The sequence below is a fragment of the Achromobacter sp. SIMBA_011 genome (assembly GCF_046535435.1).
Classification (GTDB): Bacteria; Pseudomonadota; Gammaproteobacteria; order Burkholderiales; family Burkholderiaceae_B; genus Achromobacter; species Achromobacter dolens.
In genome coordinates, this window is sequence record NZ_JAWRWN010000975.1 from 1 (window position 1) to 248 (window position 248).

Here is a 248-nt window from a genome sequence, read left to right on the forward strand (position 1 = left end):
GTAGCGTGTCGGGCATAGGCGCCGGTATGCATTGCGTCGTTACGCGCCTGTTTGACTGTCCGATATAGTGCGTCGAACGTCTTGAAGGTCGCTGGAAATAGCCGCGGCAAATCTCCAAACAGCGGTGATACCTGCGCACACTCCGCAATTCGCTTCTTGTACTCCCCCATTGCCTCCTGTCTACCCAGCAGGCGCAGTCCGAGTGCTTCAATGACAAAGCAAATCTCCGTAAAGCTCTCAGAATCTGC

The 248-nt window shown here is 54.8% G+C and carries 1 protein-coding gene; it reads right to left on the reverse strand.

Annotated elements, in window-relative coordinates; all coding sequences use genetic code 11:
- Positions 1 to 248, reverse strand: a 248-nt coding sequence (locus tag SB816_RS33910; RefSeq protein WP_410548487.1) for a hypothetical protein, incomplete at both ends; no start/stop codon positions are given.